Source organism: Pseudomonas poae RE*1-1-14, from assembly GCF_000336465.1.
GTDB classification, from domain to species: Bacteria; Pseudomonadota; Gammaproteobacteria; order Pseudomonadales; family Pseudomonadaceae; genus Aquipseudomonas; species Aquipseudomonas poae.
Genome location: NC_020209.1, coordinates 1,799,805 through 1,823,986, shown reverse-complemented (window position 1 = coordinate 1,823,986; position 24,182 = coordinate 1,799,805). Strand labels below are relative to the sequence as shown.

Annotated in this window: 17 protein-coding genes; 9 read left to right on the top strand and 8 right to left on the bottom strand. The window is 60.5% G+C overall.

Annotated elements, in window-relative coordinates:
• Positions 1-24 precede the first annotated feature (24 nt).
• The 3 genes from treS to H045_RS08160 form a co-directional block, all read right to left on the bottom strand.
• Positions 25-2,091 carry a maltose alpha-D-glucosyltransferase gene (gene treS / locus H045_RS08170; RefSeq protein WP_003230188.1) on the bottom strand — a complete coding sequence of 689 codons (2,067 nt, stop codon included), beginning with the start codon at positions 2,089-2,091 and terminating at the stop codon, positions 25-27.
• A 164-nt stretch (positions 2,092-2,255) separates the two neighbouring features.
• Positions 2,256-3,530 (bottom strand): glucarate dehydratase family protein, encoded by a 1,275-nt coding sequence (locus H045_RS08165; RefSeq protein ID WP_015372006.1) that lies wholly within the window; start codon positions 3,528-3,530, stop codon positions 2,256-2,258.
• Positions 3,527-4,912 carry an MFS transporter gene (locus H045_RS08160; RefSeq protein ID WP_015372005.1) on the bottom strand — a complete coding sequence of 462 codons (1,386 nt, stop codon included), beginning with the start codon at positions 4,910-4,912 and terminating at the stop codon, positions 3,527-3,529. Before H045_RS08160 ends, H045_RS08165 begins: the two co-directional genes overlap by 4 nt.
• A 106-nt stretch (positions 4,913-5,018) precedes the next feature.
• On the opposite strand from H045_RS08160, the gene H045_RS08155 reads away from it, so the two are divergent.
• Positions 5,019-5,927: a LysR family transcriptional regulator gene (locus H045_RS08155; protein ID WP_003230182.1), complete on the top strand. Its 909-nt coding sequence runs from the start codon at positions 5,019-5,021 to the stop codon at positions 5,925-5,927.
• 12 nt (positions 5,928-5,939) lie between these two features.
• Here the strand turns inward: H045_RS08155 and H045_RS08150 are convergent, their stop codons facing one another.
• From H045_RS08150 to H045_RS08140, 3 genes are all read right to left on the bottom strand, one after another.
• On the bottom strand, positions 5,940-6,410 hold the full coding sequence (locus H045_RS08150) for a hypothetical protein (protein WP_003230179.1): 471 nt from the start codon (positions 6,408-6,410) through the stop codon (positions 5,940-5,942).
• 67 nt (positions 6,411-6,477) lie between these two features.
• Complete coding sequence (locus H045_RS08145) at positions 6,478-7,761, bottom strand: HAMP domain-containing sensor histidine kinase (RefSeq protein ID WP_041931464.1); 1,284 nt, start codon at positions 7,759-7,761, stop codon at positions 6,478-6,480.
• Positions 7,758-8,441 (bottom strand): response regulator transcription factor, encoded by a 684-nt coding sequence (locus H045_RS08140; RefSeq protein ID WP_003230175.1) that lies wholly within the window; start codon positions 8,439-8,441, stop codon positions 7,758-7,760. Before H045_RS08140 ends, H045_RS08145 begins: the two co-directional genes overlap by 4 nt.
• 154 nt (positions 8,442-8,595) lie before the next feature.
• Here H045_RS08140 and bamA point away from each other — a divergent pair, with 154 nt between their 5' ends.
• Entirely contained in the window at positions 8,596-10,962 is a 2,367-nt protein-coding gene (bamA, locus tag H045_RS08135) for an outer membrane protein assembly factor BamA (protein WP_015372002.1), read from the top strand.
• 18 nt (positions 10,963-10,980) lie between these two features.
• Here bamA and H045_RS08130 read toward each other — a convergent pair whose 3' ends face one another.
• The gene (locus tag H045_RS08130) at positions 10,981-11,745 is read right to left on the bottom strand and encodes an AraC family transcriptional regulator (RefSeq protein ID WP_015372001.1); all 765 of its coding nucleotides are present in this window, start codon (positions 11,743-11,745) and stop codon (positions 10,981-10,983) included.
• A 203-nt stretch (positions 11,746-11,948) separates the two neighbouring features.
• Between H045_RS08130 and H045_RS08125 the strand changes: the two genes are divergently transcribed.
• The 3 genes from H045_RS08125 to H045_RS08115 are packed head-to-tail and all read left to right on the top strand — an operon-like array spanning position 11,949 to position 15,119.
• A complete protein-coding gene (locus H045_RS08125; RefSeq protein WP_015372000.1) occupies positions 11,949-12,896 on the top strand; it encodes a 4-hydroxyproline epimerase in 948 nt (315 codons plus the stop codon).
• Positions 12,897-12,913: 17 nt separating this feature from the next.
• Entirely contained in the window at positions 12,914-13,858 is a 945-nt protein-coding gene (locus tag H045_RS08120) for a dihydrodipicolinate synthase family protein (RefSeq protein WP_015371999.1), read from the top strand.
• Between the two features lie 13 nt (positions 13,859-13,871).
• On the top strand, positions 13,872-15,119 hold the full coding sequence (locus H045_RS08115; protein ID WP_015371998.1) for an NAD(P)/FAD-dependent oxidoreductase: 1,248 nt from the start codon (positions 13,872-13,874) through the stop codon (positions 15,117-15,119).
• 599 nt (positions 15,120-15,718) lie between these two features.
• On the opposite strand, the gene H045_RS08110 is transcribed toward H045_RS08115, so the two are convergent.
• Complete coding sequence (locus H045_RS08110) at positions 15,719-16,702, bottom strand: GlxA family transcriptional regulator (RefSeq protein ID WP_015371997.1); 984 nt, start codon at positions 16,700-16,702, stop codon at positions 15,719-15,721.
• 605 nt (positions 16,703-17,307) lie between these two features.
• On the opposite strand from H045_RS08110, the gene H045_RS08105 reads away from it, so the two are divergent.
• The 4 genes from H045_RS08105 to H045_RS08090 all read left to right on the top strand — a co-directional run bounded on the left by H045_RS08105 (position 17,308) and on the right by H045_RS08090 (position 24,161).
• Positions 17,308-18,648: a sensor histidine kinase gene (locus tag H045_RS08105; protein WP_015371996.1), complete on the top strand. Its 1,341-nt coding sequence runs from the start codon at positions 17,308-17,310 to the stop codon at positions 18,646-18,648.
• Positions 18,633-19,016: a response regulator gene (locus H045_RS08100; protein ID WP_003230164.1), complete on the top strand. Its 384-nt coding sequence runs from the start codon at positions 18,633-18,635 to the stop codon at positions 19,014-19,016. The genes H045_RS08105 and H045_RS08100 overlap by 16 nt, the downstream gene beginning before the upstream one ends.
• A gap of 9 nt (positions 19,017-19,025) precedes the next feature.
• Positions 19,026-20,273 (top strand): EAL domain-containing response regulator, encoded by a 1,248-nt coding sequence (locus tag H045_RS08095; protein WP_015371995.1) that lies wholly within the window; start codon positions 19,026-19,028, stop codon positions 20,271-20,273.
• A gap of 156 nt (positions 20,274-20,429) precedes the next feature.
• Positions 20,430-24,161: a DUF8038 domain-containing protein gene (locus H045_RS08090; RefSeq protein WP_015371994.1), complete on the top strand. Its 3,732-nt coding sequence runs from the start codon at positions 20,430-20,432 to the stop codon at positions 24,159-24,161.
• Positions 24,162-24,182 lie beyond the last annotated feature (21 nt).

Here is a 24,182-nt window from a genome sequence, read left to right as displayed (position 1 = left end):
CCACTGGCACCCCAGGCCACTTCATCACAGCATCGGGGTGCTGCTCACCACCCGCAGCGCCAGCCCTTCATAGGCATCCAGCGTGATGGTGAACTCACCCTCGGCCGTCAAGTCGCCCTCGACCCGCTCATTGATGATGTCCACCACCGGCCCCGGCGCGATATTGGGCAAGTGCAGGGTTTCAGTGATCGGCGTGGCGCCGAAGTTCAGCGCGGTGATCTGCGTGCCCTTGCCGGCTGGCAGCTCGTGGACCATCACCAGCAAGCCTGGATGCTCGACGTCCGGCACCAGGATCTGGCGGCTCGCGGCAATGTCATAGGCGCGGCGCACGGCGAGAATTTTTTGCAGTTGGCAGGCGAACGACTCCGGGTCCTGCAACTGGCTGTTCAAACTGCCATACAGGGATTTGGAGCGTGGCATCTGCCCTGCCGACAGCTCAGCCTCGGGATTCAGGTCCACCAGGTCGTACGCACCGCGATGGATCCAGCGGGTGTCGCCATCCTGCATCAGGTGAGCGACCTCATCGGCCGCCAGCGGCAACGCGCCCACCAGGTCCCAGCCAGACAACGCAAACACCCCAGGCTGCATGGCGTTGTACATCACCAGCAGCAAGTGGATCTGACGAATCTGCTGGACATCGGCCGGCGTGATCGCGTCCAGGTCACGAATGCCCAGCGCCGCCGTGATGATGCTGGCGGTGGTGCACGACACCCCATTGGTGACGAACTTGAGGTTGTAGGGCGCATGCTCGCCGGTCAGGCGCTCGTACATCTGCTCGCGGATGTGCTCGCGCAGGATATTGCCGGGAAACGTCTGGCCCTGGTACAGGTAGCTGTCGTGGGCGTGCAGCGTCCAGAAGTGCACCAGCTCCAGGGTCAGTTCGTCGTGGTTCTGCAGCGCGTGAATCAGCGAGCCGGGGTCGATGCCCAGGCTGTGCATCTGGCGCAGCATCAGGCGCAGGAACTCCGCATCGCCCATCAGCAAGGCGTGCTGGTAGGCCGGTCGCGTGATGAAGTCGTAGGACAGGTCCGCACCGCCGTGGGACATCGACGCGATGTCGTCCACCGTGAGGTTCAATTCCTGAAAGCTGAAGCCGCCGGCCTTGCGAATCGCGCCGCCGATCAACTGGTTACCGGTGATGGACAGCGGATGGCTTTCCGACCAGGCAGTGCCGTCCAGCTTGCGCTCGACACCGAGGAAGCCGTTGGCATCCAGGCGCAGGATCTTCGCCCCCATCACATCGATGGCATGCAGGGCGTCGCCGATGATCATCTGCTGCGCGGCGAATGACGGGTCAAGCCAGTTGAGCGATGGCTGGCCTTCCTTGAAGTAATGCAGGTACACCCAGCGCCGTGGTTTGCCGTCGACGCCCAGCACTACCGGCGTGGCGCTCCAGTCGGTTTCCTTTACGCCGGGCTCGAAGAAGATCACCCGTTGCAGTTGGCCAACGATGTAGTGCTTGTCGCGCAGGGCATCCACCTGCAGCGGGCTGAGGTTCTGCGCATCACGCCCTTCGGCGACGTCGGGCAGCAAGGACCAGTCTTCCTCGCGGATTTCCACCATGTGGTAGAGCCCTGGGTAGTCCTCATACCCCATCTCGGCCAGGCGGAAATCCGCGCCCTTGCCGGTGTGCGACGGGATCACGTCGTCGATGATCACCGCATTATGCGCGGCGGCCATGCGGGTCAGCGCCTGCAACTGCGCTTCGGTGCCCAGTTGAGGGTCGATTTCGAAGCTGATGCGGTCGAAGTTGCCGTCGATGGTGGGCGTATGGCGGGTGCCGGACAGACCACCGGATTTTTTCAGCGGACCGTTGTGAATGCCTTGAATGCCGATTTTCGACAGCGCATGCCACAGCGCTTCATCGCCCAAAGCCTCCAGCACGGTGCCGTCTTCACGGGTCACGATCGAGGCCGGGTACGCGGTGAACCACACCGACGACAAGGCGGAAGCATCACGCGGCCGCGTCTGGGCGTATGGCTGCTGCCACAACCGGCCCTGCCCCGAATACAGCCGGGCGCGCTGGCGCGCCGCGTTCAGCATCGATTGTTGTACCAGCCAGTTCACATGATCCTTGTCTGCCGCCGTCATAAGCCCACTACCTGTCTCGTGAAAGGTTATTCGTAGACATAGGAGGGGCAACGGCGCCGATTCGTTGCATCGCGATACCCAACAGCCGGGATTCTGCGTAAATGCGCGCAAAAAAAATCCCGGCGGCACCGCGAAGGTGCGACCGGGCAACTCAAGCGACCCTTTTAAAAACGCGGTTTCACGCTTGTCCACTCAGGCTGGTAGCGCTGCATCTGTTTCACGTCGTCGCGTTGGCGAATACCGCAACTCAAGTATTGGTCATGGAGCTTGCCCAGTTGATCGTGGTCCAGCTCAAGCCCCAGTCCCGGGGCGCGGGTAATTGTCACGCAGCCGTCGACAATGGGCAGCTTGCCGCCCTTGATCACTTCCTCGTCCGGTTCCTGCCACGGGTAGTGGGTGTCGCAGGCGTAATCGAGATTGGGCACCGCGGCGGCCACATGGGCCATGGCCATCAGGCTGATGCCCAGGTGTGAGTTGGAATGCATCGACACGCCCAGGCCAAAGGTGTCGCACATTTTGGCCAGCACCTGGGTGTCGCGCAGTCCACCCCAGTAATGATGATCGGCCAGTACGATCTGCACGCTTTTGAGCGCCACGCTGCGGCGAAATTCATCGAAGTCGGTGACCACCATATTGGTGGCCAGGGGCAGCCCGGTGTGCGCGTGCAGCTCGGCCATGCCGTCCAGGCCTGGGGTGGGGTCTTCGTAATATTGCAGGTCATCGCCGAGCAGTTGCGCCATGCGCACCGAGGTTGCCAGGGACCAGTTGCCATTCGGGTCAATGCGCAAAGGAACCCCGGGAAAAGCCTCTTTCAGGGCCTTGATGCAGGCCACTTCGTGTTCGGGGTCCAGGGCGCCAGCTTTGAGCTTGATGCTTTTGAAGCCATGGCTTTCGATCATCCGCCGCGCCTGGGCGACGATTTGTTGCGCGCTCAGCGCCTCGCCCCAGCTGTCGGGCTTGTAGGGCGCGTCGATGTGCTGGGCGTACTTGAAAAACAGGTAGGCGCTGAAGGGAATGCGGTCGCGGATCGCCCCGCCCAGCAAATCAACCAACGGCACGTTCAGCGCGTGGGCCTGCAAGTCGAGAAAGGCCACCTCAAAGGCAGAATAGGCATTACTCACCGCCTTGCTGGCATGGGAACCCGGCGCCAGCTCGGCGCCGGGCAGGCTGATGGTCTTTTGCGCGGCCACGGTGGCCTGCACGATAGAGCGCAGTTGGTTGAGGTGCAGCGGATCAAGGCCGATCAACTGTGGCGCGACCTGCTGCTGAATCGCCAGCGCTGGCGCATCGCCATAGCTTTCACCCAGCCCGATATAGCCGGTGTCGCTCTCGATCTCGATGATCGAGCGTAAAGCGAAGGGTTCATGAATGCCGCTGGCGTTGAGCAATGGCGGGTCGCGGAAGGCAATCGGGGTGACGCTGACGCGGATGATTTTCAAGAGAGGGCTCCCTGTTGGCCTGAACGCAAGGTGTGGTGAGCGTCGCGAGGTTGGCTGATGGGCGGTTCGACGGGCGCGGTGCCGGCGGGGACGCCGCCGCGTGGCGCGGTGCGGGCAAAAAACACCACCACTGCCGCCACCAGCGAGGTGGCCGCCAGGCCATAAAGCCCGCCCTGGATGGAGCCGGTGGTCTGCTCCAGAAAGCCAAAAGTGGTTGGCGCGACGAATCCACCCAGATTGCCGACCGAGTTGATCAAGGCAATCACCGCCGCAGCGATACGCGCATCCAGGTAACCCTGGGGAATCGGCCAGAACAGCGCCGAGGCCGCCTTGAAACCTATCGCAGCAAAACAGATGGCGACAAACGCAAACACCGGGCCACCCGTGGTGGACATGAACATGCCGAAGGCGGCAATCACCAGCATCAGCGACACCCAGGCCTGCTGGTGTTTCCACTTGCTGGCCAGAGCGGCAAAGCCGTACATGGCGACAATGGAAATCAGCCAGGGGATCGAGTTGAACAGGCCGACCTGAAAGTCGCCGAGACTGCCCATCTGCTTGATCATGCTTGGCAGCCAGAAGGTCGCGCCGTAAATGGTCAGGGCAATGGAAAAGTAGATAAAGCAGAACAATGCGATCTGTTTGTCGGCCAGCAATTTGAACATCGACGGCCGGCTCGCCTGCGCGGCCTCACGTGCCAGCTGTTCGAGCGCAATGGCACCGACCAGTGCCTGTTTTTCTTCGTCGCTGAGCCAACTGGCCTGACGGGGATGGGACTGCAACCAGAACCACACAAACCCGCAGAGCACGATCGAGGCGAAACCTTCAATGAGGAACATCCACTGCCAGCCATGCAGGCTCAGGCCACTCACACTCAACAGCGCGCCTGAAACCGGACCGGAAATCACCGAGGCGATGGCCGAACCGCTGAGGAAAATCGCCATGGCCTTGCCGCGCTCACTGGCCGGCAGCCACTGGGTGAAGTAGTAGATGATGCCGGGGAAGAACCCGGCTTCGGCGGCGCCGAGAATAAAGCGCAGCACATAGAAACTGGTTTCGCCCTGCACAAAGGCCATGGCGGCCGCGCCCCAGGTGAACATGATGCGGGTCAACCAGGCGCGGGCGCCGTAGCGCTGCAACAGCAGATTGGACGGCACTTCGAACAGCGCGTAGCCGATAAAGAACAAACCCGCGCCCAGGCCGTAGGCGGCGGCACCAATGCCCAGGTCGGTTTCCAGGTGGCTGCGCACAAAACCGATGTTGACCCGGTCGATGTAGTTGACGATGAACATCACCACAAACAGCGGCAGGACGTGACGCTTGACCTTGGCCGCCGCGCGGGCAAGCACGGTTGGGTCGGGCGAACTCTGAACGGTATTCAAGGGCGACTCCCGTTGATTATTTTTATAGGGACGCAGGGATGATGGACGCCCGATATTGATCCCGTCTAATCTAACTTGGCATTCGATTGATACCTGGATTAGATCAATGTTCGAGCTGACTCAATTACGTTGCTTCACCACCGTGGCCACCGAACTCAACTTTCGCCGTGCCGCGGAGCGCTTGAACATGACCCAGCCGCCCTTGAGCCGGCAGATCCAGTTGCTGGAGCATCACCTTGGGGTGGAGCTGTTCACCCGCACTACCCGCAGCGTCACGCTCACCGCCGCAGGCCGGGCTTTTTTCGTCGAAGCGCAGAACCTGCTCGAACGCGCCCAACAAGCCGCCGTGACCGCCCGGCGCTTCGCCGAAGGGGATATCGGCACAGTGAACATCAGCTTCGTGGGCAGCGCGGTGTATGAATTCCTGCCCAAGGTCATCGCCGAAGCGCGGCTCAAGCAGCCCCATGTGCGCATTGACCTGGCCGAGATGAATACCTATCAGCAGCATGAAGCCCTGCGCGCGCGCCGCATTGACCTGGGTATCGTGCGCGCGCCCCTGCTGGAGCCCGGCTACGCCACCGAATGCCTGGTGCGCGAACCCTTCGTGTTGGCCGTGCACTGCCGGCATCCATTGGCCCAGGCCGAGCACGTCTCGGTGCAGGACCTGGATGCCCAGCCCTTCCTGATGTATGCCCACTCGGCCTATCCGCCGTTCAACGAACTGCTCACGGGCATGCTGCGCTCAGCCCGCGTGGCGCCGGAGTACGTGCAATGGCTGGGTTCCTCCCTGACCATTCTGGCGCTGGTCAACGCCGGCATGGGCCTGGCGCTGGTGCCGCGTTGCGCCAGCAGTGTGGTGTTCAAGAATGTGGTCTTTCGCGAGATCGATCTTGGGGAAGGTGTGCAGAGCGAACTGCACCTGATCTGGCGCGAACACAATGACAATCCGGCGTTTGCCATGCTGCTGGAGGCTATTCGCAAGGCAGTGCATGGCGGATGGGAAAGTGGCCACTGAGCTTGAGCTTGATCAGGCGGGCGGTTGCGCACTGGTGTGGTCCGCCGCGTAAATGACGGTTTGCGCAAGGTCGGCCGACAGTGGCCGTCGGGTGAAATAGATGTCGCCGTCGTCGGTATGGATTTCGTAATCCACTTTGCGCGCAGAAGGCACTGCAGTGTCGGCATGCTTGATGATCTTGTGCACGCGCTGGAATTTCACCCCCAGGGTGCCGTTCTGGACGGGGCCGGTGAGTACATTGACACTTTGAAACCAGCCGTCGTCGCGTTTGTTGGCCAACAATGCGCTGGCCATTGCCTCAAAGCGTTCCAGGCGGGTAAACCCCCACAGTGTCGGCGCCTCGATGGTTTTGCCTTGACCGGCGGCACCGGTGAACACGAATAGATTGATCGTCGGATTGTCTTCGCAAAAAAAGTCATAGGGCACCAGCCCATCGATCATTTTTTTGCCAGAAACAAATCCTTTTTTATGTACCTGGAACATCGCTGCCTCTACTCAACCAATGGCGTTGCCGAGCGCAGAGTCTAATGAGGTGGCAAGTACAGAGCCGTCAAGCGAGTGTAATTTCGCGTAAAGATCGTGCCCTGGGCAGGCAGATTTCCACGGTCAAGCCACCCCTCTGCTCATTGCGCGCGACGATGCTGCCCTGGTGCATTTCCAGGGCGCTGTAGGCAATCGCCAAACCCAGGCCAAAGCCGACGCTGGTGTCGTCGCTGCCGCGTTCGAACGGCTCAAAGATGCTCTGCAGTCGGCTCTCGTCCACGCCCGGCCCCTGATCGGTGATGCGCACGCACAGTTGCTGCGCATCGGCACTGAGCCGGGTGGATACCTGCACCGTGGTCTCCGGCCGGGTGTAGCGCACGGCGTTGCGTATCACGTTCTCGAAGCAGCGGTACATCAGCTCGCCATTGACGCAGGCAACAAACGGCGGGCCTCCCTGTAGCTCAACGCTACAACCTTTGATGTCGGCCTCGAATTGCGCATCTTCAACGATCATCGCCAGCAACTCACTGATGTCGAAAGGTTCGCGATGGATGCTCTCGGGCCGCCCTTGCAGGCGCGCCAGGGTCAGTAGCGCTTCGATCAGGGCATCCATGCGCTCGGACTCTCGCTCGATACGCTCAAGCATGGCCACGCGCTCGCTGTCCTGGCGCAGCAGCCCGATGGCCGCGCGCATGCGCGTCAGTGGTGAACGCAGCTCGTGGGAAATATCGTGAAGCAGGCGTTGCTGGGCTTGCACCAGCAGCTTGAGCTGGTTGGCCATGCGGTCGCAGTCGCCGGCCAGGTCGACAATTTCGTCACGACGATTGCCCATCATCGGTTTGACCCGAACATCGAAACGGCCCTGGGCCACCTCACCCATCGCGCGACGCAAACTGGCCAGGGGCCATGCCAGGTAGTAGGCCAGAAACCCGCTGAACAATGCGCTCATCAAGGTGCCGATGATCAGCGGCACCTGCAGGCCGAGGCCGCTGTGTTCATAGCTGATCGGGTGGGTGGAGCGCAGCGACAGGATGAGACCTTCCTTGCTGATCACCGTCTGCTCATAGGCGGGCGACAGCACAGCCGCGCCGGCCAACAGTTGCCCGGCATTGTCATACACGCCAATGGCCTGATCGGGCGGACGTCGCCAGGTCGACAGCAGCTCGGCCCCCGATTCGACGCCGAATTGGCGCAGCAGCGCGGCCTCGCTGGCCATGATGACCTTCAAGTGAGGGTCGTCCGGCTCGAAGGTTTCCACCTCATGCACCCCGACCCCGGCAAAAAAGGTCAGGCTCGTTGCCAGCCAGAACGCCAGGAACAGTTTCCAGAACAGCCGGCTGGGCTTCATCATTCGACAATCAACTGATAGCCGAGACCGCGCACGCTCTGGATCCAGGCCTTGCCGTCGCTGCGCGGCCCCAGCTTTTGGCGAATGCTGCTGATGTGCACGTCGATACGTCGGTCATAGCGCTTCAGCGGGCATCCCAGGGCATTGAGCGACAGGTCGGTCTTGCTCACGACCTGACCCGCGCATCGGGCCAGTTCCTCCAGCAGGCTGAACTCGGTGCTGGTAACACCCAGCTCAGCGCCTTGCCACCGGGCTTCGCGCCTGGCCGGCCACAACACCAGTTCACCGCTGCGAATGACGTCCACCGTCGGGCTTTCCGCCGGCTGCACTCGCCGCATGATGGCGCGCAGACGCGCCACCAGCTCTCCGGGGGAACTGGGTTTGGGTACATAGTCGTCCGCGCCAAGCTCCAGGCCGGCAATGCGGTCGATATTGTCGCCACGGGCCGTGAGCAGCACGATCGGTACCTGGCTGACGGCGCGAATGCGCCGCAGTACCTCTATCCCGGACAACTGCGGCAACATCACGTCCAGTACCACAATGCTGTAACGGCCCGACAGCGCCTGCTCCTCACCCTCCTCGCCGGTATGCACGGCGGTCGCGTCAAAGCCTTCACGCGCCAGGTACTGCCTGAGCATTGCGGTGAGGTCTTCATCGTCATCAACCAACAGTACTGAAATCATCGCCAGCTCCCGGGTCAGGGTGCGCACATTATCGGTTTTCGCTGACCAGCGTCATGACCTCAATGCAACCTTTACCTAACTTGACATTGGGTTAACCGCACCATACCCACGGCGCTCTTATGCTGCGCCGTCGATGTGTTCTGGAAAGATTTTGATGATTTCTTCGCGCTTGCTCTGCACGGTTGCGCTATTGCTTGATATTTCATTGCTACAGGCCCAAACCCTGACGATTTCGGATATCCGTATCAACGGCCTGCAACGGGTCTCGGCAGGCAGCGTTTTCGGCGCACTGCCACTAAACATAGGTGAGGAGGCGGACGCCCGCCAGCTGGCGCAGGCCACGCGCGCGCTGTTCAAGACCGGATTGTTTCAGGACATCCAGCTGGCACGGGAAAACGACGTGCTGATCATCAATGTCGTTGAACGACCAACGGTTTCCAGCATCACGATTGAAGGCAACAAGGCAATCGCCACCGACGATCTGCTCAAAGGCATGAAACAGGCCGGCCTGGGCGAAGGAGAGATTTTCCAACGCGCCACCCTCGAAGGCCTGCGCAACGAGCTGGCCCGCCAGTACGTTGCACAAGGGCGATACTCGGCCTCGGTCGAGGCGCAAGTGGTCACCCTGCCACGCAACCGGGTCGAGCTCAAGGTCACCATCGATGAAGGCGCGGTGGCCGCCATCAGCCATATCAACGTGGTCGGCAACACGGTATTCAACGACGAAGAACTGGCCGATCAATTCACCCTGAAGACCAGCAACTGGCTGTCGTTCTTCAGGAACGATGACAAATACGCCCGCGAGAAGCTCTCCGGCGACCTTGAACGGCTTCGCTCCTATTACCTGGACCGTGGCTATATCAACATGGATATCAGCTCCACCCAGGTCTCCCTCACGCCGGACAAAAAGCACGTCTACATCACGGTCAACATCCACGAGGGCAGCCGCTACAGGATTCGCGACGTCACACTCAGCGGCGACCTGAAAATCCCCGAGGACCAGGTGCAGTCACTGCTGCTGGTGCGCAAGGGCCAGGTGTTTTCACGGCAACTGATGACCACCACGTCCGAGCTGATCACCCGCCGCCTCGGCAATGAAGGCTACACATTCGCCAACGTCAATGGCGTACCCCAGGTGCACGAGGACGATCACACGGTGAGCCTGGTGTTTGCCATCGACCCCGGCAAGCGCGCCTACGTGAATCGCATCAATTTTCGCGGCAATACCAAAACCCAGGATCAGGTGCTGCGTCGCGAAATGCGCCAGATGGAAGGAGGATGGGCATCCACGTTCCTCATCGACCAGTCCAAGGTGCGTCTTGAGCGCCTGGGATTCTTCAAGGAAGTCAATGTCGAGACGCCGCCAGTACCGGGCACGGACGACCAGTTGGACGTGAACTACAGCGTGGAGGAGCAATCGTCCGGTTCCATCACCGCCAGTGTCGGGTTCGCCCAAAGCGCCGGGCTGATCCTGAGCGGCTCGATCAGCCAGCGCAACTTTCTAGGCACCGGGAATTACGCCAGCCTGGGCTTGACCCGTTCCACTTATCAGAGCAAATACAACCTTGGCTTTACCGACCCCTACTTCACCAGGGACGGGGTCAGCCTGGGTTACAACGGTTTCTACAGCAAGACCGATTACAACAATTACTACGACAATGGACGCTCCTATTACGCGCTCAACAGTTTTGGCCTGGGCACGAAAATCGGCTACCCGATCAGCGAAACGTCACGTTTGAGTTTCGGCCTTACGGCACAACGCGACAGTATCGAGCCGGGGACCTACAGCGCCGATGAAATCTATGAATTCATTGGCCGTGAGGGCAAAGCGTTCACCAACTTCAAGGCGGAACTCGGCTGGTCTGAATCGACCCTGAACAAAGGCATCCTGGCGACACGCGGGCATTCGCAGAGCTTGAACATGACGGTGACGGTGCCCGGCAGCGACCTGAGCTTCTACAAACTCGACTATGCCGGCCAGACCTTCGTGCCGCTGAGCGCTCAGACCGCCCTGCGACTGCATACCAAGCTCGGCTATGCCAATGGCTACGGTTCCACCGACGGTCTGCCCTTCTATGAAAACTACACCGCCGGTGGCGAAGGCTCTGTGCGCGGTTTCAAAAGCGGCACCCTTGGCCCCCGCAGCACACCGGCGACCGGAGCCTATTCCCGCCAGGGTCAGGCGTACTACACCGACCGCGACCGCGATGCGCTGGGCGGCAATGTCCTGATCACGGGCGGCATGGAATACCTGTTCCCCGTCCCCTTCGTCAAAGACACCAAATCCTTGCGCACCTCGGTGTTCTGGGACGTGGGCAGCGTCTATGCAGACAAATGCTACGTGAGTACGACCCAGGGATGCGGCACCATCGGGCTCGGCCAGATGGCCAGCTCGGTGGGTGTCGGCGTGACCTGGTACAGCCCCCTGGGCCCGCTGAGCGTCAACCTTGCCTATCCGATTCGCACCCCTGAAAACGCAGATACGCAGATATTCCAGTTCTCTCTGGGACAGAGTTTCTGAACGCACTTATTGAAAAGCTCACCTGGAGGCTTGTCGATACTGACTCGGGGTGAACCCGGTGGAGGATTTGAACTGGCGGGTAAAAGCACTGTGATCGGTGTACCCGCACTGCAACGCTACCTCGGTGATCGGCAGCTCGGAGTGCAGCAACAGTCGATGAGCATGCTCCAGACGCACCTTCTGGATCATCTGCCGGGGCGTGAGCTGGAACACGCGCTTGCAGTAGCGCTCCAGTTGCGCCACGGAAATTCCGGCGATGCGCGTCAGTTCCACGAGAGGTACACGGCGGTGAAAATGTGCGCGAATGTGTTCGTCAACCGCCGCCAGCCGCTGGTAGGCCGGATGGGATTCGCTGGCTGATTGCAGGTCGACCGAAATACCCGCCAGGCCCATGATCTGGCCGACATCGTTGTACAGAGGCCATTTGTGGGTAAGGCACCAGCCGGGTTCGTGAGTGCCATAGAGGTGCAATTCGAGCTGGTCTTCAAGCACAACGCCCGCTTGCAATACGCGCCGATCCTGCTCGGTGTAGCCAGGCCCCAGTTGTACGGGAAACACTTCGGCGCTGGTCTTGCCCAACAGCGCCTGCATCTGCTTGAGGCCGCAACGCTGCACCAGCGTGCGGTTGGCGAGTAAGTAGCGGGCGTCGCTGTCCTTGATGAAAATCGTCGCATTGGGGATCACATCCAGCAGCGGTAACAACTGCGCCACGCCGGCCAGCAAGTGTTCGATGCTCTTGGGGCGACTGCTCTGGAGAAAGGTCGTAAACGCGCTGTGCAACATGACTTTGACCGCCCCTTCATACGTCGACGTCCAGCAGATTGCCCCATGCCAGTGGCCTTGTCGAGCACGGCCATTGTGCCGAAATCGTCATGCGCAGTTGAGCAAAACATCAATCGACATGCGGTCAACGCGTTCAGGCTATGCCAGTCACAAGAAAACGCTGCCATGACTTCTACCGGCAACGTGCACTGACGGAGCGCTCCATGAAACGACTGCATGTCATCGACTCCCACACCGGCGGCGAACCCACACGCCTGGTCCTCAACGGTTTTCCTGCACTGGCCGGCAGCACCCTCGCCGCCCAGCTCGACAGCCTGCGCACGCACCACGATCAATGGCGCCGCGCCTGCCTGCTGGAGCCGCGCGGCAACGATGTACTGGTGGGGGCGCTGTATTGCCAGCCGGTGACGCCAGGTGCCACCTGCGGGGTGATTTTCTTCAACAATGCCGGTTACCTCGGCATGTGCGGCCACGGCACAATCGGCCTGGTAGCTTCTTTGCATTTTCTCGGGCATATCGGCCCCGGCGACCACCTTATCGACACGCCAGTCGGAACCGTAACCGCCACGCTGCACACCGATGGCACCGTCACCCTGCGCAATGTGCCTGCCTGGCGCTACCGCAAACAGGTTGCAGTGCAGGTTCCCGGCCATGGCGTGGTACATGGCGATATCGCCTGGGGCGGCAACTGGTTTTTCCTGGTATCGGACCACGGCCAGGCGTTGCATATGAGCAATGTCGAGGCGCTCAGCCACTACACCTGGACGCTGCTCAAGGCCCTCCAGGACCAAGGCATTCACGGGGCGGAGGGTGCGCTGATCGACCATGTCGAATTGTTTGCCGATGACCCCCAGGCCGACAGCCGCAACTTCGTCATGTGCCCAGGCAAAGCCTACGACCGCTCGCCCTGTGGCACCGGCACCAGCGCCAAGCTCGCTTGCCTGGCCGCCGACGGCAAACTCGCTGAGGGCGACATCTGGTTGCAGGCCGGCATTACCGGCAGCCAATTCGAAGGCCGTTATCAATGGGACGGCGAACAGGTGCGCCCGTTCATCACTGGCCGCGCTTATGTGACCGCCGACAGCGTGCTGCTGATCGACGAGCAAGACCCTTTTGCCTGGGGCATCTGCGCCCCGACCCTACTCGTCTGACACAAGGAGTTGCGACAATGACCCACAACATCTTCAGCGGCTGCATGCCTGCACTCATGACGCCCTGCACCCCGGCGCGCACGCCCGACTTCGACGCACTGGTCGCCAAGGGCCGCGAGCTGATCGATATCGGCATGAGCGCCGTGGTGTATTGCGGCTCGATGGGGGACTGGCCGCTGCTGAGTGAAGCCCAGCGTCAGGAAGGCGTGGCGCGCCTGGTGGCCGCCGGTGTGCCAACCATCGTCGGCACTGGCGCGGTGAACAGCCGTGAGGCCGTGGCCCATGCAGCCCATGCCGCCAAGGTCGGCGCCCATGGCCTGATGGTGATTCCCCGCGTACTGTCCCGCGGAGCCTCTGCCACCGCGCAAAAGGCTCACTTCGCAGCCATTCTCGATGCGGCGCCGAACCTGCCGGCGGTGATCTACAACAGCCCTTACTACGGCTTCGCAACGCGTGCCGAGCTGTTCTTCGAACTGCGCCGGCAACACCCAAACCTGATCGGCTTCAAGGAGTTCGGCGGCGCCGCCGACCTGCGCTACGCCGCAGAAAACATCACGTCCCAGGACGACAACGTGTCGCTGATGGTCGGCGTCGACACCCAAGTGGTGCATGGATTCGTCAATTGCAACGCCACCGGTGCCATCACCGGCGTCGGCAACGCCTTGCCGCGAGAAGTGCTGCAACTGGTGGCGCTGAGCAAGAAGGCCGCCCTGGGCGACGCCAAGGCCGCTCGCCTGGCCCGCGAGCTCGAAACAGCGCTGGCGGTGCTGTCGTCCTTCGATGAAGGCTGCGACCTGGTGCTGTATTACAAGCACCTGATGGTACTCAACGGGGATCAGGGTTACGCGTTGCACTTCAACGAGACCGATGAGCTCAGCAATGCCCAGCGACACTATGCCGAACAGCAATACAGGTTGTTTCGCCGCTGGTATGCCAATTGGTCGACCGAGGTGTCGGTGTAGGAGCGAGCAGGCCATGTGCGACCACACGCCGCCAGACATCGCCATCGTCGGAGCCGGCATTATCGGCGTTGCCTGCGCCCTGCAACTCTCGCGACAAGGACGCCAGGTGCTGGTGATCGACTCGCAGCAACCGGGCATGGGCGCCTCATACGGCAACGCCGGTCACCTGGCCACCGAGCAGGTGTTTCCCATCGCCGACCTGGCAATCCTCAAAAAACTGCCCGCCATGTTGCTGGACCCCACGGGCCCGCTGCGTCTGGACTGGAAATACCTGCCACGTGCCCTGCCCTGGTTCACCCGGCTACTGCTCAACCTGCAAACGGACCGTTATCAACGCACCGTAGAAGGCCTTCGGGCCCTGAATGAAGGCAGCCTTGACGCATGGCGCCGCCTGCTTGAATCCATTGAACAGCCACAACTGCTGCGCAACGACGGCTCATTATTGGTATTCGAGCGAACCGCCTCGCGAAACGTCATCGATGCCTTGCAGCAGCGCATGCAACAGCAAGGCGTGCCGGTGACGTTCTGGTCAGGCAATGCAGTCCGAGCCGGTGCGCCGCAGTTGAGTGAGCGCATTCAGGGCGGTTTGTTTTTTCCTGGTACCGGGCACGTTATCGACCCCTACCAAGTGGTCCTCGCGCTGGTCAACGCCGCCAAGGCCGGCGGCGTGCGATTTATCCAGCGCAAGGTGCTCGATGGACGCGTCGAAGGCGATAGCGTCACACTGACGACCGACCAGGGCACCCTCACCGCACGGCAGGTGCTGATTGCTTGCGGCGCCCACTCCGCCAAACTGACGGCGGCCCTGACCGGCAAGAAAGTGCCACTGGACACGGAACGCGGCTACCACCTGATGCTGCCCAACGAACATAACCGGCTGCCGTTTGCTGTCACCTCGCTGGAACGCAAATTCATCATGACCCCCATGAGCAGCGGCCTGCGCCTGGCCGGCACGGTGGAGTTCGCCGGACTCGACCGCCCCGCCAACATGGAGCGCGCATGGCAACTTCACCGTCTGAGCCAGGGCCTGTTTCGCGAAGACTTGAATCGCCACGACGCCACCCCCTGGATGGGATTTCGGCCGTCACTGCCGGACTCGCTGCCGATCATTGATCAAGTCTGCGAGGGCAAGGTACTGCTTGCGTTCGGCCACCAGCATCTGGGGTTGACCCAGGCGGCGGTGACAGCGCAGATGATTGGGCAAATGGTGTCGCACCGGAACACGCCGCAATGGGCGTCGTACCGTCTTTCAAGGTTCTGAGGGATAAAAATCACAGTTAAACTCTGGAAGCGGGCCTTACTGTGGTGAGCAGGCTTGCCCCAATGCCGTTCAGTTAAGCGCAGATTCCCTGTAGGAGCGGCGGTGCGAGTTGCCCGCGAAAGCGGTGGGTCAGTCAACATCAATGTGTGCTGGACCGGCGCCTTCGCAGGCAAGCCAGCTCCCACATTTGATCGCGTTCACACCCCATACCGGTCGGCTTTCAGGCCGCCGCGCTCTTGATCTTGATCTGGGGCGCCCCTTCAACCACGCTGGCCGAATGCAGGTTTGAATCCGTGGGTAACCCGGCAGGACGCCGGGTTAGCCGCCCCGCGCCATGGATGGCGCGTGGCGGCGGCCCACGGATTCAAACCTGTATTCGGGTACACCGAGCCCAGGCGAGGTGCCGAGTGGTGGGGCGGAGGCTTTTTGGTTACTTTTGTGCCTTTACAAAAGTGACCCGCCGTAAGGGCGGAACCCTACGCCGCCGTTACCGCAGGAACGGATATGTACACCGTCACACCGCTATCGGGAGCAAGCCACCTCCCACATTTGGACCAAGTGAAATTCGCAACCAGAGCCCTTCTACCAGTAGGTCCGCCCTACTTCACCAACCGCTTCTCTTTGGAGGGGCGATATCCGAAATACGCGCTGTAACACTTGCTGAAATGACTCGGCGATACAAACCCGCACGCCACCAGCACATCCACCTGGGACAACTCGGTGTGCTGCAACAACCGTCGCGCCTCGGTGACACGCAGCTCCATGTAATAGCGCTGCGGCGTGGTGCCCAGTTGCTCCTTGAACAGCCGTTCGAGCTGGCGCCGGGAACGGCCGGCGTAGACGGCAAGCTGGTCGAGTTCGAGGGGTTCCTCAAGGTTGGCATCCATCAACTTGACCACTTCGCGCAGCGGCGCGCTGACGCAGACGTTCTCGGTCGGTTTGATGCGCCGATAGCGTGATTCCTCGAAAGCCAGAATATCTTCGATGCCTTCAACCAACGCCTTGCCATGCAGGCTCTTGATCCAGTCCAGCGCCATGTGGAAGGCGCCCGAAGGGCTGGAGGCGGTGAGCCGGTCGCGGTCGATGACGAAGGGTTCACTGGTGACCTGGGCTGCCTTGGACACTTCGGCAAGTGCCGGCCGATGCTCTGGATGGATTGCGCAGCGATAACCCTGCAACAACCCGGCGCGCCCCAGGAACCAGGAGCCGTTCCACAACCCGGCAAGACTGATGCCTTGTTCAGCGGCGCTGCGCAGCAGATGGATGAAGTCTTCGCTGGCCTTGAGCTCCGTGCGAAAACCGCCGCATATCACCAGCAGGTCCACGTCATGCAACGCCGCCGCGTCGAGTGCGGCGTCGGGACGAATCACCAGGCCCAGGTCACTGATGACTTCGCCCTCACCCCAGCCGAAGGTGCGCGAGGCGAACAGCTCGGGGCGCAGCAGGTTGGCCGTGACCAGGGTATCGAGCGTCTGGGTGAATGCCGGCAGGGAGAAGTGTTCAAGCAACAAAAAGCCGACGCGAGTGACCGATGCCAGTTGCCCAGGGTTTTCGTTGAGGTAACGCAGATTCTTGCCTTTCATGCCGCCGCTGAATTGACGTCTTTCCATCGAGGGGTGGCCCACTTTTATTGTTGATCCCGTGGGCGCCATCTTAGGGGCAAATGGGCCGGCTGTCTCAACCGGAACCTGCAGCTTGCCGGTAAACAGGCCCCAGCTCAACGCCTTGCGTCATTCAACAAACCACAATCTGATATGGTTTTTTATTCGCTACCTGCCTCTGTACTGAAAGCCGCAGCGGACCGACAATGGCGCCAACCCGACATTTCTGTCATCCAACTTTTCGGAGGCCTCATGACCAAGATGGCACTGTTCCTGTTCGGCTTTTTGGTACTGACTATTGGCATTGGCCTGCTGGCGACCATATCGCCGGTGTAAGGATCGTCGGCCTACTCTCTTGCCGACATCTTCCAACCCTGGCAGTCATTACACGTTGGGGGCGGTGGCGACATTCAATTGAGGGCGAAAAAATGCCGCCAGTGCGTATTCGGCCATCAAAACGCCATAATCTCTGCTATTGTCCAAAGACCTCATCTCCTCATCATCGCCCGCACGCGATCTTCTGTGAGCATGCTCTGCGGCGTCGGCCTTTTCGATGTCGGGCCTGAATAGCACGGAACGCACAAGCGATGGACACACCGCTACCCACACCGCCGCAATCGCGCGCGGAAAAGATCGTCGAGTTCAAACGCCAGAAAACCCTGCTCAAGACCGGCGCGCTGCAGGACGCCATCTTCAACAGCGCGTATTTCTCCAGCATCGCCACCGACGAAAAGGGTGTGATCCAGATCTTCAACGTCGGCGCCGAACGCATGCTCGGTTATGCCGCCGCCGATGTGGTCAACCGCATCACCCCGGCCGATATTTCCGACCCCGTTGAGCTGATCACCCGCGCCGCCGCGCTCAGCCTGGAACTCGACACGCCTATCACACCGGGCTTTGAGGCGCTGGTGTTCAAGGCCTCGCGCGGTATCGAAGACATCTACGAGCTGACGTATATCCGCAAGGATGGCAGTCGCCTGTCGGCCATGGTCTCGGTGACAGCGCTGCGCAACCGCAGCGACATGATCATCGGCTACCTGCTGATCGGCACCGACAACACCGCACGCAAACAGGAAGAAGCCGAGCGCAAGGGTTTCGAACGCGCCCTCGAAGAAAAGAACCTGGAGCTGGAACACGCCAGCCACATGAAATCCGAATTCCTCGCCACCATGTCCCATGAACTGCGCACGCCGCTGAACGCGGTGATCGGTTTTTCCGAAGCGCTCAAGGATGGGCTGGTGGGCGACATGAGCGACACCCAGCGCGAATACATCGGCGACATTTTTACCAGCGGCCAGCACCTGCTGTCGCTGATCAACGACATTCTCGACCTGTCCAAAGTCGAGGCCGGGATGATGGACCTGGAGCTGGAAGCAGTTGAACTGTCGGGCCTGCTGGCCAACAGCCTGTTGATCGTGCGCGAAAAAGCCGCGCTGCAGCGTATCCAGTTGAAACTCGACAGCCCGGACGATTTCGGCTGGCTGGAGCTGGACCTGCGCAAGACCAAGCAGATCGTCTACAACCTGCTGGCCAACGCGGTCAAATTCAGCGAGCACGGCAGCTCGGTAACCCTGGCCGTGCGCGAAGTCAGCCGCGCTCAAGTCGGCCTGGTGCCCGGCGACTGGCCGGTGCACGGTTTTGCACTGCCGCCCAGTACGCACACAGAGTTCCTCGAATTGAGCGTCAGCGATACCGGCATCGGTATTGCCAGGGATGACATGGGCAAGCTGTTCAAGGCCTTCAGCCAGATCGACAGCAGCCTGGCGCGCAAATTCGAAGGCACAGGTCTTGGTCTGGCGATGGTCAAGCAGTTGACCGACCTGCATGGCGGCAGCGTCGCCGTGGCCAGCCACGCAGGCCTCGGCGCGCGTTTTGTGGTGTGGCTGCCGCTGCACCGAACTCTGGAGGCCACATGGCCGCAATCCTGATCGTCGAAGACAACGAAGCCAATATGCGTCTGGCTCGCCTGCTGTTGGTGAATGCCGGCCACAGCGTGGTGTGGGCCGCCGACGCCGAAAGCGGGCTGACCATGGCGCGCGAGCAACAACCGGCGCTGATTCTGATGGACATTCAACTGCCTGGCATGGACGGCCTGGCTGCCACACGCTTGCTCAAGCAAGACCCACATACCGCGCATATCCCGGTGATCGCCCTCACCGCCATGGCCATGAAAGAGGATCGGGAAAAAACCCGCCTGGCCGGTTGCGACGCCTATGTGATCAAACCCCTGCGCTACAAGGAGCTGTACCAGGTGATCGACACCCTGCTGAACCCGTCCATTACACCTCTAGCATGAGTCCTCTCCATGGCCAGCTCACCCGCAACGCTGTTGATAGTTGACGACGACGCTCACATACGCAAACTCCTGGAAACCCTGCTGCACCACGAGGGCTACCTGACCCTGAGCGCCGCCAGCGGCGAAGAGGCCCTGCACCTGGTGGCCAGCAGCCCGCCTGACCTGGTGTTGCTGGACGTCATGATGCCCGGCATGGACGGCTACGAAGTGGCCAGCCAGCTCAAGGGCAATCCCGCCACCGCGAATATCCCCATCATCATGCTCTCGGCGCTCAGTGAATCCGAGGCCCGGGTCAGCGGCCTGGAAAGCGGCGCCGAGGAGTTCATCACCAAGCCGGTGGAGCGCCTGGAGCTGTGGCTGCGGGTGCGCAACCTGCTGCGACTCAAAGCCCACGGTGACCTGCTCAAACAGCACAGCCTGATGCTTGAACAGCAATTGTTGAAACACACCAGTCCAAGCGCGCAGATGAACGTGCACGACCTGGCCCGTCAAGACCTGGAATACGCCTTGCGTGCGGCGGTTGAACGCAACGAGTTTGCCCTGCACTACCAGCCCAAGGTCGAGCTGGCCAGCGGCGAAGTCTGCGCCCTTGAGGCGTTGCTGCGTTGGGATCGACCCGGCTATGGCCCGGTTTCACCCGCCGTGTTCGTGCCGGTACTGGAAGACCTTGGCCTGATCGTGCCGGTGGGCCGCTGGGTGATCGAGCGTGTGTGCCAACAGATCGCCACCTGGCAGCTCAACGGCATTGGTGCGGTGGAAGTGTCGGTCAACGTGTCGGGGCATCAAGTGATCGAGGGCAACCTGATCGCCGATATCGAGCGCATTCTGGACACCACCGGGGTCGAGGCACACTGGCTGGAAGTAGAGCTCACCGAAAGCTCACTGATGGAAAACACCGAGCACACCATCGCCAGCCTGCAACGGCTGCGCACCCTGGGCGTGAAAATTTCCATCGATGACTTCGGCACGGGCTACTCGAGCCTGGCGTACCTGCGACGTTTCCCCATCGACACGCTGAAGATCGACATCGCGTTCATCCGCGAAGTCACCACCAACCCGCAGGATGCGGCAATCACGCGCACGATCATCGAACTGGCCCACAGCCTCAATCTGCGGGTCGTCGCCGAAGGGGTCGAAACCCAGGCGCAGTTGACGTTTCTGAAAGAAGCCGGCTGCGACCAGATTCAGGGGTATCTGTTCAGCCGGCCGTTGCCGGTGGAAACGCTGGAGCGACTGTTGCTGGACCGGATCAAGTAAGCACAGCAGGTCTGCTTGTCGCAGCAATGCGACCGCCTGAAGCAGGCTCATGTTCGAATCGAAACACAAGGTCATTAACGCGCGGTCCAGCGAGGGAATCAATGGCGCGGCGGACACTACAGAGGATTGATACCACTCAATCTGAAGGCGCCCTTCATGCAAAGACTCTCCTACCATAACCAGGTGTTCAGTCAGCCGTTGCCAACGTCTACACCCTCCCTCTCGCAGCCACTTTCCAAACCATGGCACAACACCCAGGCGCCGCCCGAAACGAGCATTTCTCGCGCCAATGGTGACCGCGAACTGGCCATGCGCTACCGCACGGCGCTGCTTGTTGCAGCCCAAAGCAGCACAATGCCCACCATTAATTACGTGCCTCCCCACTCCACCTTCGGCCAGTGGTGGGGCCAATTACGTGATGCGTTTCAATCCACCGATGTGCGCCAGTGGATCAAGGACAACCGCATCAACCCGGCCACGATTACGCTTGATCCACAGAAAGGCGAAATCGCCTTCATGGTCAAGGGCAAACTGCACACGGTAGGACAGGACGATGCTCATTGGCGCGCGATCAGCAGACCCATTATCGACGCCACGCGCGTGCTCGACGTGGGTACCGCCTTCAAGCCGCCTGTTACCCAGGTCGATCAACCGGTGCCGTGGTGGATCGTCGGCCGCTTTTATCAAGAGGCCCAGGGGCTGACGCCATTCGAAAAACACCAACGCGCGCAAACCCTCGAGCGTGAAAAGGGCTTCAAACCACTTGACCCGAGCACCCGCCAAGCGTTGATCGGTGCGCGCAGTGAAGATGCATTGCAGACACAGAAGTCAGTGCTCGCCGATATCCATACCCGCCACGTTGCCGCCACCACGTTGCAACACCTGGCGGACACCGTGAAAAAAAATGGCATCGACGATGACGGGCACATCGCGAAAAAATTGAAAGAGCCTGTTCATCTGTCCAGGAACGCCTCCTACTACCCGGATAAAACCGGCACATGGAACCAGGTCAGCCTTTTGCAACTGCTCAAGGACCATGGCTGGGACATTCCAAACAATCATGAGCAATTGGAGAACCTGGCGACAGCCCTGGCCACACCCGCCCTCACCTCACCGGCCCAGGGTAATCTGGGTGGCGCACTGGCCTGGCCCGCCCCCCTTGAGCAAGACAGACAGCGTCAACTCAAGCAAGTCATACACTCGGCCCGACTCGGCACTGCGAAAGTGCCTGCCGATGAAACTGTCCTCACTCACCTGCTGGGTGGCCAATCCGTTTCCCCGGCAGAACTGCGCGATCCAGGACGGTTGATTGATAACCTGCTCAATTCTCCCAGAGGCAAGGCACTGGGCGAGGCCATTCAGGCGTTTTTTGAGCGGCTCGCCATCAAGGGCAGCCCCGAAGACTGGCTGCTGGCAGCCATGAACCTGGAGAGCAGCACCGAGATTGAAGGCGAAACCACTCACTCGCCACAGCCCCATATCGAAGGCTACACACTGGTCACCGCGAAAAACGCCGACAAGACGCCCTCGATCATCGTCACGGAACTCGCTGAGCACTTGCTCGCCAATGGCAACGCCGAGTCCGCCGACACGGCAATGCTCCGGGCTCACCTGATGCTGGCCAGCCGAGCGCCGCAGTTTCTCGTCAAGGACATCCCCGAACAGGTGAAGGTCGGCTCCCACAGTTGGGTCAGCTTTACCACCGCTGTCGCCCGCATCGAAGCAAAAGCGCCCGGAGCGACGGCCACGATGAGCTATGCGCAGGTCATGCTGCATGCCAGCGTCGCCCCTATTAACGATCACGAACGCCAGGTCGAGTACGCAGCCCAGCAAGCTGCGATCAAGGACTGGGCTGTCGCAAACGGCATGCGCTATCCGTCGACCGAACGTGCGATAACCGAAGTCTGTAACGCCTTCAACAACCAGATACGCGAACTGCGCGAAGCCGCAGAAACGCAGATTCCGCCCATGCCCACCACCAGCGCGCTCGCACTGGAACAGTTAAAGACAGCCCTGCCGGACATGGACCCGAAACTGTTCGAAGCAAAATGCATTGAGCTCAAACCCTCCAACAAGGACTTCCCGGGGCCCTACTCGATATTGGATCTGTTTATCGATGGCCGCTTTCTGCGGCACGCGCCGGATGGAAATCTGAGTGATGGGGTGTATTGGCTGACACTCATACCCGGGTTGATCTCATTACCGGTCGGCGACAAATTTACGCCCGGCACTTGGAACACCCTGTCAAAAGGGATCGACATCAAAGATGTGCTGGCAAAAATCAAGGATTTACCCTCCCCACGGCAGCCGTTCGAAACAGCATTTGCCGATTACGAGAACGCGGTAAAAAAGACGACCGCGGCGCAAATAAAAACCCTGGTTTCAAACCTGCCATTGGAAGACCGAAAAAATCTGGAGTTTGGAAAAATAACCGTCCGTACGGAAATCGACTACTGGCGAAACGATCATCCACTCCCGGTTGAAAAAGGCACTGTACTTGTCGAAACCGTGCGCAACGGCAAATCGGTGACGTATGCCATCAACCGATTGAGGGGCAGCATCACCAAGCGACCGGGCATGGTCTACAAGGAACACCAACCCACCGACGGTTGGTTTCCCTCCAAAGGAAAAAGATACGACGCTGTAACGCCTGGCGGGGAGTTTGCATCCGGGCAGACGGATGAAAAAAAGGGCGAACACGGCGCGCCCTACAGCTACGGCAGTGAACGCACCCGCTACCTCGCCGAAGCGGTCATCGCAGACATGGAGCTGCCTGCGGTAAAGCGCTACGCCAAAGGCGCGACAACCTTTGAAACGCAAGTGCCCACTTACAGAATTGTCGAAGAGATTGTGCTCAACCTGATCCCGTTCCGGTCGGCGATCAAGAACTTCATCGACGGAAAAACCCTTGAAGGCTTTGTGGACCTGGCCTTCGACATCTTCGGTTTTGCGGTCGGCCTGGGCTCGGCCTTGAAGGGAGCAAAAGCTCTGTCAGTCGGCGCTTCGGCATTATCCAGGGTCGTCCATGCGGGCAAAATCCTCGGCCGTGCGACGGTAGGCGCGCTTAACCCTTTGAGCGGTCTTGATGACCTGGCGCGAGGGGCTTTCAAGCTAGGCCGCCATGGCGTTTCCCGCGCGCGTGCAGCGTTGACGAAGGTTGATATCGCCGCACTGACGAAAAAACCGAATATCGCCCAAGGCACACTCAAGGGCGTCAACGGCGCAAGTGATGTTGGCGCACTCGCGAAGCTGGATGAAGTGACCGGTCAATGGCACGCCATCAACCCAGCCACGCAAAAACCCTTCGGGCCGCCGCTACAGAACTTTCAGGACAAGGTGCTTTCCAGCGGTGAACTCAGCGAAAACATGAAGACGTTGTATAAAAAACTGGATAAGAACACCCAGCTGGACATTTGTTATGCGACCGCGTTACGCACCGCCCAGGCCGATAGAAAGATCACTGACACGGCGTTCAAAATGATCATTCCCGAAGTACTCAATGGCGGATCACAGACCTATAACCGCATGATGAAAATCCGCCCGGACACCCTGAAGAGCAGTTTTGATGCGGCCGACATTACCGAATCAGGCATCGTTACCTTTGTCAGCCGGCGCGGCTATAACAAGGACAAAATCGTGCACGCTGCCTATATTCAAAAAGCCCCGGACGGCCAATTGTACCTGTACCACTCCAACTCTCTGTCGCTGGACCACGCCTTAGGTGGCACCAGGCTGCAGCCTGCCACCGCAGGCACGGCTAACGTCTATGCGTTGGGTCGCGAACAGCAGGCCGGCATTCAACGCTTCATGGATGACGGCGGCGGCTACGACATGGTGTTCACTCCTTCCAGCACCCTGGAGTCCAGCATCAGGCGTCGCGCCGCCTGAGCCTGCCTCATCCCTCAAAGT

Coding starts and splice junctions, on each gene's coding strand:
- bamA (WP_015372002.1), top strand. CDS start 8,596: ATGATTTCTTCGCGCTTGCTCTGCACGGTTGCGCTATTGCTTGATATT.
- H045_RS08110 (WP_015371997.1), bottom strand. CDS start 16,702: ATGAAAGGCAAGAATCTGCGTTACCTCAACGAAAACCCTGGGCAACTG.
- H045_RS08150 (WP_003230179.1), bottom strand. CDS start 6,410: ATGTTCCAGGTACATAAAAAAGGATTTGTTTCTGGCAAAAAAATGATC.
- H045_RS08120 (WP_015371999.1), top strand. CDS start 12,914: ATGACCCACAACATCTTCAGCGGCTGCATGCCTGCACTCATGACGCCC.
- H045_RS08140 (WP_003230175.1), bottom strand. CDS start 8,441: ATGATTTCAGTACTGTTGGTTGATGACGATGAAGACCTCACCGCAATG.
- H045_RS08095 (WP_015371995.1), top strand. CDS start 19,026: ATGGCCAGCTCACCCGCAACGCTGTTGATAGTTGACGACGACGCTCAC.
- H045_RS08125 (WP_015372000.1), top strand. CDS start 11,949: ATGAAACGACTGCATGTCATCGACTCCCACACCGGCGGCGAACCCACA.
- treS (WP_003230188.1), bottom strand. CDS start 2,091: ATGACGGCGGCAGACAAGGATCATGTGAACTGGCTGGTACAACAATCG.
- H045_RS08145 (WP_041931464.1), bottom strand. CDS start 7,761: ATGATGAAGCCCAGCCGGCTGTTCTGGAAACTGTTCCTGGCGTTCTGG.
- H045_RS08130 (WP_015372001.1), bottom strand. CDS start 11,745: ATGTTGCACAGCGCGTTTACGACCTTTCTCCAGAGCAGTCGCCCCAAG.
- H045_RS08105 (WP_015371996.1), top strand. CDS start 17,308: ATGGACACACCGCTACCCACACCGCCGCAATCGCGCGCGGAAAAGATC.
- H045_RS08100 (WP_003230164.1), top strand. CDS start 18,633: ATGGCCGCAATCCTGATCGTCGAAGACAACGAAGCCAATATGCGTCTG.
- H045_RS08155 (WP_003230182.1), top strand. CDS start 5,019: ATGTTCGAGCTGACTCAATTACGTTGCTTCACCACCGTGGCCACCGAA.
- H045_RS08090 (WP_015371994.1), top strand. CDS start 20,430: ATGCAAAGACTCTCCTACCATAACCAGGTGTTCAGTCAGCCGTTGCCA.
- H045_RS08115 (WP_015371998.1), top strand. CDS start 13,872: ATGTGCGACCACACGCCGCCAGACATCGCCATCGTCGGAGCCGGCATT.